General features: G+C 66.4%; 8 protein-coding genes and 1 tRNA gene. 4 read left to right on the top strand and 5 right to left on the bottom strand.

Features of this window, described 5'->3' with window-relative positions; translation table 11 throughout:
- The 4 genes from JX325_RS09660 to JX325_RS09645 form a co-directional block, all read right to left on the bottom strand.
- On the bottom strand, positions 1-234 hold a 234-nt coding region (locus JX325_RS09660), incomplete at its 3' end, for an isochorismatase family protein (protein WP_204790943.1).
- A gap of 13 nt (positions 235-247) precedes the next feature.
- Positions 248-1,069, bottom strand: coding sequence for a putative RNA methyltransferase (locus tag JX325_RS09655; RefSeq protein ID WP_204790942.1), 822 nt, complete (start codon positions 1,067-1,069; stop codon positions 248-250).
- A complete protein-coding gene (locus JX325_RS09650; RefSeq protein WP_204790941.1) occupies positions 1,066-2,454 on the bottom strand; it encodes an MATE family efflux transporter in 1,389 nt (462 codons plus the stop codon). The genes JX325_RS09655 and JX325_RS09650 overlap by 4 nt, the downstream gene beginning before the upstream one ends.
- A 31-nt stretch (positions 2,455-2,485) precedes the next feature.
- Positions 2,486-3,613, bottom strand: coding sequence for a cysteine desulfurase family protein (locus JX325_RS09645; RefSeq protein ID WP_204790940.1), 1,128 nt, complete (start codon positions 3,611-3,613; stop codon positions 2,486-2,488).
- 117 nt (positions 3,614-3,730) lie between these two features.
- Between JX325_RS09645 and mtaB the strand changes: the two genes are divergently transcribed.
- From mtaB to JX325_RS18705, 3 genes are all read left to right on the top strand, one after another.
- Positions 3,731-5,032, top strand: coding sequence for a tRNA (N(6)-L-threonylcarbamoyladenosine(37)-C(2))-methylthiotransferase MtaB (mtaB, locus tag JX325_RS09640; protein WP_204790939.1), 1,302 nt, complete (start codon positions 3,731-3,733; stop codon positions 5,030-5,032).
- A 4-nt stretch (positions 5,033-5,036) separates the two neighbouring features.
- The gene (gene yfbR, locus JX325_RS09635; RefSeq protein ID WP_204790938.1) at positions 5,037-5,612 is read left to right on the top strand and encodes a 5'-deoxynucleotidase; all 576 of its coding nucleotides are present in this window, start codon (positions 5,037-5,039) and stop codon (positions 5,610-5,612) included.
- A gap of 83 nt (positions 5,613-5,695) precedes the next feature.
- Entirely contained in the window at positions 5,696-7,870 is a 2,175-nt protein-coding gene (locus JX325_RS18705) for an S-layer homology domain-containing protein (protein WP_374220602.1), read from the top strand.
- A 44-nt stretch (positions 7,871-7,914) separates the two neighbouring features.
- Here the strand turns inward: JX325_RS18705 and JX325_RS09630 are convergent, their stop codons facing one another.
- Positions 7,915-8,163, bottom strand: coding sequence for an HPr family phosphocarrier protein (locus tag JX325_RS09630; RefSeq protein WP_204790937.1), 249 nt, complete (start codon positions 8,161-8,163; stop codon positions 7,915-7,917).
- Between the two features lie 248 nt (positions 8,164-8,411).
- Here JX325_RS09630 and JX325_RS09625 point away from each other — a divergent pair.
- Positions 8,412-8,488: transfer RNA gene (locus JX325_RS09625), tRNA-Arg, on the top strand.
- Positions 8,489-8,580 lie beyond the last annotated feature (92 nt).

Genomic DNA, 8,580 nt, shown 5'->3' with positions numbered 1-8,580 from the left:
GCCCCCGGCCTTCCAGGCGGCGTACCGGGTCAGCTCCACGTCGCTGCCGTCGGCGCGGTAGATGCGCTTGACAAAGAAAACGGGGATGCCCTTGCTCCGGGCCAAATCGCACGCATGGGCACAGGCGGGGACGGTGGCCTGGGCCCCCTTGATGCAGTGGCCGCCCCGGCGGTCCACAAAGCCGTTTTCCATGTCAATGAGAATGAGGGCGGAACGGGTGGGATTGGGTTTCATGGCAATGCTCCTTTCACAGCTTTTCAAACACATGCACCCGGAAGGAGGTCCGCACCTCCAGCCGGTCCAAGGCCGCCAGGCGCTCCGCCCCGGCCCTGGGGGTTTTCCAAAAATAAGGGGTCATGCGGAAGAGGTTTTGAAGGTCCTCCCGCCGCTCCAGCAAAACCGTCCCGTCCACCGGGACAATCTCCCGATAGGCGAAGCCCTCGTAGGGGGTCTCCTTCTCCTCGTTGGGGTAGGGCTTATCGTAGAGAATTTCCTTCATCTCCCAGAGGTGCTCCGCCCCGGGGACCACATAGAGGAACCACCCGCCGGGCTTCAGCACCCGCCGGAACTCCTCCAGCGCCAGGGGGGAAAAGCAGTTCAAAAGCACGTCCACGCCGCCATCCGCCAGGGGCAGGCGGTAGGAGGAGGCCACGGCGAACTCCGCCCCCTTCTCCCGCCTGGCCGCCGTGCGGAGGGCGAATTTCGAGATGTCCGTCCCCGCTATTTGGGNCCNTCTCCCGGCGGCCCGNAGGGCCTGGGCCACCCCGGCGGTGTACCAGNCCTCGCCGCAGCCCGCGTCCAGAAGGGCGGGCGTTTCGCCGGAAAGGGCCAAAATTCGACTACAAAGCGTATTTAGAAGCGGCTGGTAATACCCTCCGGACAGGAATTTCCGCCGGGCCAGCACCATCTCCCGGTCGTCTCCGGGGAGGGCGGAGTGCTTTTGGTTGGGGGGCAGCAGGTGGACGTAGCCCTCCTTGGCGATGTCAAAGCTGTGTCCCCCAGGGCAGCGGTACGCCCCCGCCGCCCGCTCCAGGGGGGCGGCGCAGAGGGGACAGCGAAAGAGGCTCATTCCGTTCCGCCCCCCGTCACGTCGTTGATCCACTTCCCGCCCCGGACCCGCCAAAGGCAGAGGGGGAATTTCACGATGCTTTCCAGCTGGATGGCGAAGGCGATGGGCCAGCATCCCAGTTTCAGAACCAGGGCCACCAGGGCCGTGGCGGGGAGGCACACCACCCACTGGGGGGCGATGTCCAGGACCGTGGACCACATCACGTCGCCCCCGGCCCGGAGGACCCCGGTGATGGCGGAGATGGCACAGGCGTGGAGGGGGATGGAGGCGAAGCCCATGACCGCCAGGGCCGTGGCGATTTCGGCGGAGAGGCCGAAGAGCTTGAACATGGGGAAAATAACGGGCACGAACAGCAGAGGCACCAGGGCGATGGAGAACACCGCCAGCGCCGTCCCCACCAGCACGGCGAACCAGAGGAGGGCCCGGCTCAGGTCCATGACCTTCTCCCGGCCCTGGCCCTCGCCGATGGCNTTGCCCACTATCACCGCCGTGGCGGCTCCCAGGCCGAAGCAGACCACCAGGAACAGGCGGTTCAGATTGCCCATGACGGCGTTGGCCGCCAGCATCTCCACGGAGTTGTCCGTGTAGCCCAGGATAACGGTCAAGAGGGAGTTCCCCAGGCCCCAGACGGTTTCGTTCAGCACCACCGGGGAGGCGTACTTGACAAAGCGGCGCATCATGTCCAGGCCCGGGCGGAAGAACAGCCCCAGGTTCAGGGGGATGAGCCTGCTCCGCAGGGCGCAGACAACGCAGATGGCAAACTCGCTGATCCGGGCCAGTAAAGTGGCNATGGCGGCCCCGGCCACCCCCAGGGCGGGGAAGCCGAAATTGCCGAAAATCAGCAGGTAGTTCAGGCCCGTGTTCAGGATGGTGGAAAAGCCGAAGAGCTTCATGCCGAAGGCCGGGTCCTCCACACTCCGCCGGGCGCTGACGTAGATGGAGGAGAGCATGTTGAACACATAGGCAAAGCCGATGACCTGGAGGTAGGGCGCGCCCAGCAGGGAAAGCTCATGCTTGTTGGACAGGAGGTCCATCACGGGCACCGGAAAGGCCCAGAAGGCCAGGGCCAGGGGCAGCGTGACGGCTGTTCCCAGCAGGGAGGCAACGCCCATGGCGCGGCTGACGCTCTTCTCGTCCCCCTTGCCCCAGTACTGGCTCACCAGAATGCCCAGGCCGCTCTGGAAGCCGAAGACAATGCTGGTGAGGAGGAACACCGGGACGTTGGCGGTGGTCACCGCCGCCATCTCCGCGTTTCCCAGGCGGGAAACCATGAAGGTGTCGATGAGCCCCAGGGAAAAGGTGATGAGGTTTTGCAGAATCATGGGCAGGGAGAGCTTAAAAAGCCGCTTGTAAAAGCCGGGTTCCCGGCGGAGGAAATTGAACATAAGTCACCTTTATCAAACGATTATTATAATTTTACAGCATGGGCATCCGGGTGTCCCGGTGCCGCCGGAGGGCCTGGGCACAGGCGTCGATGTCCGCCTCGGTGGTGCCGGGGCCAAAGCTGAGGCGGATCACCCCGGCGGCCACCCGCTTGGGGAGCTTCAGGGCGGCAACGACATGGCTGGGCTTGCCCTGGTGGCAGGCGGACCCGGCGGAAATGCAGATTCNCTGGCTTCCCAGGTCGTTGACGATGTTTCCGGCGGGCCAGCCCGCCAGGGACAGCGGCAGAATGTGAGGGGCCGTCCCCGCCCCCACGCAAACCATGTCCGGTATGGCAAGCATCTTCTCCAGGGCTACGGCGTGAAGGGCCTCCAAATGGGCGCGGTCCCGCTCCCGGCCCTCCAGGCGCAGCTCCGCCGCCCTGGCAAAGCCCGCGATCTGGGCCGTGGCCTCGGTGCCGGAGCGGAGCCCCCGCTCCTGCCCCCCGCCCGCCAGAAGGGGCCGGGGATTCCGCGCCCGGGGGCCGATGTACAGGGCCCCGACGCCCTTGGGCCCGCCGATCTTGTGGGCGGAAACCGTCACAAAATCCGCCCCCAGGGCCCTGGCGGAGAAGGTCCCCAGGCCCTGCACCGCGTCGGTGTGGAGGAGGGTCTTGGGATTTCGGGCGGCAAGGCCCCTGGCGATGTCCGCAACGGGGTACACGGTCCCCAGCTCGTTGTTCACCAGCATGACGGAGACGGCGGCGGTGTCGGGCCGGACGGCCTCTAAAACCTGCTCCGCCGTAAGACTGCCGTTTTGGTCCGGGGCAAGGTACGTGACCTCGCACCCCTCCCGCTCCAGCCATTTGCAGCACTCCAGCACGGCGCTGTGCTCCACCGCTGTGGTGACGATGTGGTTTCCAACGTGCCGGTTCTGCCACACGGCGGCCCGGAGGGCCCAGTTGTCCCCCTCGGTGCCGCAGGAGGTGAAATGCAGCCCCTCCGCCGGGCAGTCCAGCAGGGCGGCCACGGCCCTCCGCCAGTCCTCGACCCGCTTTTTCATTTCCGCGCCGAAGGGATACTGGGAGCTGGGATTTCCGTACCGCTCCGTCAGGACTTCTATCATGGCGTCCGCCACGGCCCGGGGGACGGGGGCGGTGGCGGCGTAATCCAGGTAAATCATCTGGTAAAAAACTCCTTTCCAGGGGGCTTGCCCAAACCGGGAGATTCCAGTATAATAGGGCACGCCAAGCCATTATAGCGAACAATCTTACAAAGCGCAAGGAGAATCTGATCCACTATGAAAGTCGCCATCTACACCCTTGGCTGCAAGGTGAACCAGTACGAGACCCAGGCCATGGAGCGGGAGCTCCGGGCCCGGGGCCACGAGACGGTCCCCTTCGGCCAGGAGGCAGACGCCTACGTTATCAATACCTGCTCCGTCACCGCCGCCGGGGACCAGAAGTCCCGCCAGGCCGTCCACCGGGCCCGCCGGGAGCACCCGGGGGCCGTGGTGGCCGTTTGCGGCTGCTGGTCCCAGACCCACGCCGCCGAGGCCCGGGCCCTGGGGGCCGACGTGCTGACGGGCACCGGGGACCGCATGGGCTTTTTAAGCCTTCTGGAACAGGCCGTCCAAGAGCGGGAGCGCACGACCCCCCTGGAGGCCGTGGACCCGCCCTTTGAGCGGCGGCATTTTGAATGGCTCCCCGCCGGGGGGCTGGAGGGCCGGACCCGGGCCCTTTTGAAGGTGGAGGACGGCTGCGCCAACTTCTGCTCCTACTGCATCATCCCCTACGCCCGGGGCCCGGTGCGCTCTTTGCCCATGGGGGAGGCGGCGGTCCAGGCCCTGGAGCTGAAAAACCAGGGCTATCAGGAGATTGTGCTGACGGGCATTGAGATTTCCTCCTGGGGCCGGGACCTCTGCCAGGGGACCACCCTCATCGACCTTCTGGAGGCCGTCAGCGCCGCCGTGCCGGGCGTGCGCCTCCGGCTGGGGAGCCTGGAGCCCCGGACTGTCACGGAGGAGTTCTGCCAGAGGGCGGCAATCCTGCCGGACCTGTGCCCCCAGTTCCACCTCTCCCTCCAAAGCGGCTGCGACGCCACCTTGCGGCGGATGCGGCGGAAGTACGACACAAAGCGGTATCTCCAGGCCGTGGAGCTTTTGAAAAAGACCTTCCGCCACCCCGCCGTCACCACGGACCTCATCACCGGCTTCCCCGGGGAGACGGAGGAGGAGTTTCAGGAAACCCTGGAGTTTATTCAAAGCTGCGGCTTTGCCCGGATGCACATTTTCCCCTACTCCCAGCGCCCCGGCACCCCGGCGGCGGAGATGGAGCAGCTTCCCAAGGCCCTCCGGGCCGAGCGGGCCCGCCGGGCGGCGGAGGCCGCCGCCGCCATGCGCCGGACCTATTTGGAGGAGTGCGTGGGCCGGACGGAAGAGGTGCTCTTTGAGCAGCCCGCCGGAAAGGAGGGCCTCTTCCTGGGCCACGCCCCCAACTACGCGGAGGTGCTGGTAAAGGGGGCGGATCTGCACAACCAGATCCGCCCCGTGGCCATCACCCAAACCGACGGGGAAACCCTCTTCGGGGAACTGAAGGAGTGAGGATATGAAGAGCCACTTTTTCGCCTACCTCTCCCGGATGCGGTTTATCCAGCGCTGGGCGCTGATGCGGAACACCGCGCCGGAGAACGTCCAGGAGCACAGCCACCAGGCCGCCGTCCTGGCCCACGCCCTGGCGGTGATCCGCAACGAGAAATTCGGCGGGACCGCCGACCCCGGAGCGGTGGCGGCGGCGGCGCTGTACCACGACGCCAGCGAGATTTTAACCGGGGACATGCCCACCCCCATCAAATACGGCAACCCCGCCATCCAGCACGCCTATAAGGAGGTGGAGGCGGTGGCGGAGCGGAAGCTGCTGGCCATGCTGCCCCAGGAGCTGCGGGGGGCCTACGCCCCGGTGCTCACGGAGGTGGACCCGGAGGTGGAACGGCTGGTGAAGGCGGCGGACAAGCTCTCGGCGTACATCAAATGCGTGGAGGAGCTGAAGGCCGGAAACACCGAATTCCGGGACGCCGCCGCCCAGACGCGAAAGGTTCTGGAGGGCTACGGCCTGCCGGAGGTGGAATATTTTCTGGAGACCTTCATGGACAGCTTTTCCCTGACCCTGGACCAGCTGAAATAAGACGTTTCAATCGCGGCGGGGGCGGGAACCTTTTTCCCGCCCCCGCCGTCTAAAGGAACACAACAAGATTTGGAGGGATGACCATGAAACGCCTGCTTTCCCTGACCCTGGCCGCCGCCCTGCTGGCGGCGCTGACCCTGCCCGCCGCCGCGGCGGAGGAATCCCAGGACGTTCGCCTTGCCAAGGTCACCGCCCTGGTGAAGGAGGCCCTGGCCCTGGACACGGAAGCCTATGAGACCTTCCAGGGCAGCCTGTCCGAGGAATTGGCTCCTGTCTGGGACCTGAGCTGGGAGGGGGAACGGCGCTCCCTCTCCGTCTCCGCCCTGGAGGACGGCACCGTCGTCAGCCTCTCCCGCTGGGAATCCCGGGCCTCCGCCCCCGCTTCCAACGAAGGAGGCTTCCCCTCCTTCCCGGAAAACGGCGGCGCGGAGGACCGGGCGGCGGCGGAGGCCTTCCTGGCCCGGGTCCTGCGGACGGGAGAAGCCGCGGAGCTGAGCGGCCCGGAGGGCGCGTCCTCCCTGGGCGGCTCCGGCAGCGCCTGGTCCGGGACCCTCGTCCTCAACGGCCNGCCCTCTCCCCTCCACTACTCCATCCGGGTGGAGGACGGGCTGGTGGAGCATTTCAGCCGGGACGTGCCGGAAACCGCCGCCATCGGCGGCGTGCCCGGGCCGGAGGCCGCCGCCTCCGCCGGTGAGGCGGAAGAGGCCCTGGCCGGAACCCTGAAGCTCCGGCTGGAGTATGTCCGGGACCCCGGCAGCGCCAAGGCCGTCCTCCGCTATGTGCCGGAGGCGGGGGCCCACACCTTCCTGGCGGACGCCAAAACCGGGGAGCTGATAGACCTGACGGAGCTNGAGGAGCAGCTGCGCCTGGGCTACCGCTCCGCCGCCGGAGGGGCCAACGCCGCCCCCTCCGCCAAGGCGGCGGACACGGCCGCCGAGGAAGCGGGCCTCACCAAGGCGGAACAGGAGGGCGCAGCGCAAATGGAGGGCGTGCTGCCCAAGGAGGAGCTGGACAAGGCCCTCCGGGCGGAGGGCGCCTACGGCCTCCGGGGCTATGCCCTGACGGGTNCGTCCTATGAGAGCGANGCCGGAACGGACNNCCAGGCGGGCCGGGTCCTCTGCACCCTGCGCTACGCCCGGACCGACGGCGGGGAGCGCCTCACCCGGAACATCACCGTGGACGCCAAGACCGGGGCCGTGGACAGCGTCTGGTCCTCCGCCCCCTATGGGCGGGCGGAGAAGGTCACGGAGGAGGAGGCGCTGAAACAGGCGGAGGCCTTTCTGAAAACGCGCTTCCCGGACCGGAGCCTGGTGCTGTACCAGACGGACCTGGAGATCATGCCCTGGCGGACGGAGACGCAGCCGTACTGGCACTTCACCTTTGCCCAGGCGGTGAACGGCCTGCCCTTCCGGGGCAACGCCGTCCATGTGGGCATTGACAACGCGGACGGGTCCGTCTATTCCCTCTCCTCTTCCTGGGACGGCGGCGTGGCCTTTGACGACGCCAACGGCATGGTCTCCATGGAGACGGCCCTCTCCGCCTGGGCGGGGACCTATGAGGCCGTGCTGGCCTACCGGAACGTCCCCCAGAAGCTCAGCAAGGCGGACCCGGNTCAGGCGAAGCTGCTGGAGCAGGGCACGGACTNCGGCTATGCCCTCCGCCTGGCCTACGGCCTGGAGCGGGCGGAGAACTACGCGGGCGTGGACGCCAAGACCGGCGCGCCGGTCCGGGAGGAACGGGACGGCGCCCGGCAGCCCCTCTCCTATGACGACCTGACCGGGAGCTCCGCCAGGGCGGACGCGGAGAAGCTGGCGCGGTATGGCGCGGGNTATGCCGGAGGGAAGTTCCGGCCCGCCAAAAATGTGACCCAGTGGGATCTGGTGGCGCTGGTCCACAGCCTCCAGGGGGCGGCCCTGGAGCCGGAGGCCGTGGAGAAGGATGAGCGGGAGAGCGCGTATTATACCGCCTACCGCCTCGGGCTCCTCCGCCCTGCGGAGCGGGACGACAACGCCGTCCTGAGCCGGGCGGACGTGGTGCGGATGCTGCTGGACGCCGCGGGCTACGGCCCCGCCGCCCGGCTGGGGGGAATCTACACCTGCGCGTACAGCGACAAGGGGAGCATTCCCGCAGAAGGGCTGGGCTACGCCGCCCTTGCCCAGGCCCTGGGGCTGGCCTCCGGGACCTACGCCGGAAGCCGGACCGCCACCCGGGGGGAGGCGGCCTCCATGCTCTGCCGGGTGCTGGAGCGGGCGGCCTGAGCATAAGAAGCGGGGACTGCCGGAAGGCAGTCCCCTTTTTGCCCTTATTTCGCTTCCAGGATGCCGGCCAGCCGGTCCAGCGCCTCCCCCGCGTCGGGGCCCTCGGCGGTCAGCGCCACCTCGCCCTGGTCCCGCATCAAGGAGAGGAAGCCAAGGAAGCTCTTGGCGTTGACGCAGTGCCCGCCCCGGGCGATGGTAATCTGGCTGGAAAAGCCGCTGGCCGCCTTGATAAAGCTGGTGGCGACCTGGTCCAGCTGTTCCTCCGGGATCTGTACGACTGCCGTACGATTCATGTGCCCACTCCGTTCCGTCAAATAATTGGGGATAGTATAACACGGTTTTGAGCGGATGCCAATTTTTATTAAAGAAGTTTTCGGGCCTTGGTACATTTTCGTCGTCTCCCCAAAAAGGCGGCGGGAGACCGCTGTGGAAATTGTTAAAAACCCTTAAGGTTTTTGCCGCTTGAGAAAAATGAAAAAAAGGCTTGCATTTCTAGGAAGAGTGTGCTATTATAATAAAGCTGTCCGGAAGGATGGCATATGCGCCCTTAGCTCAGCTGGATAGAGCGTCTGGCTACGGACCAGAAGGCCGGGGGTTCGAATCCCTCAGGGCGTACCAAGAAGAATCCCCGTGTTCTTAACGAATACGGGGATTCTTCTTGTTTTATCGCCTGGTTTTACGTTTAAAAGTTCGAGTTTCAAGACATGAAA

The organism is Oscillibacter sp. CU971 (assembly GCF_905219725.1).
Lineage (GTDB): Bacteria > Bacillota > Clostridia > Oscillospirales > Oscillospiraceae > Oscillibacter.
Note: the sequence above shows the minus strand (reverse complement) of the source record. Positions and strands in the feature narration are given on the sequence as shown.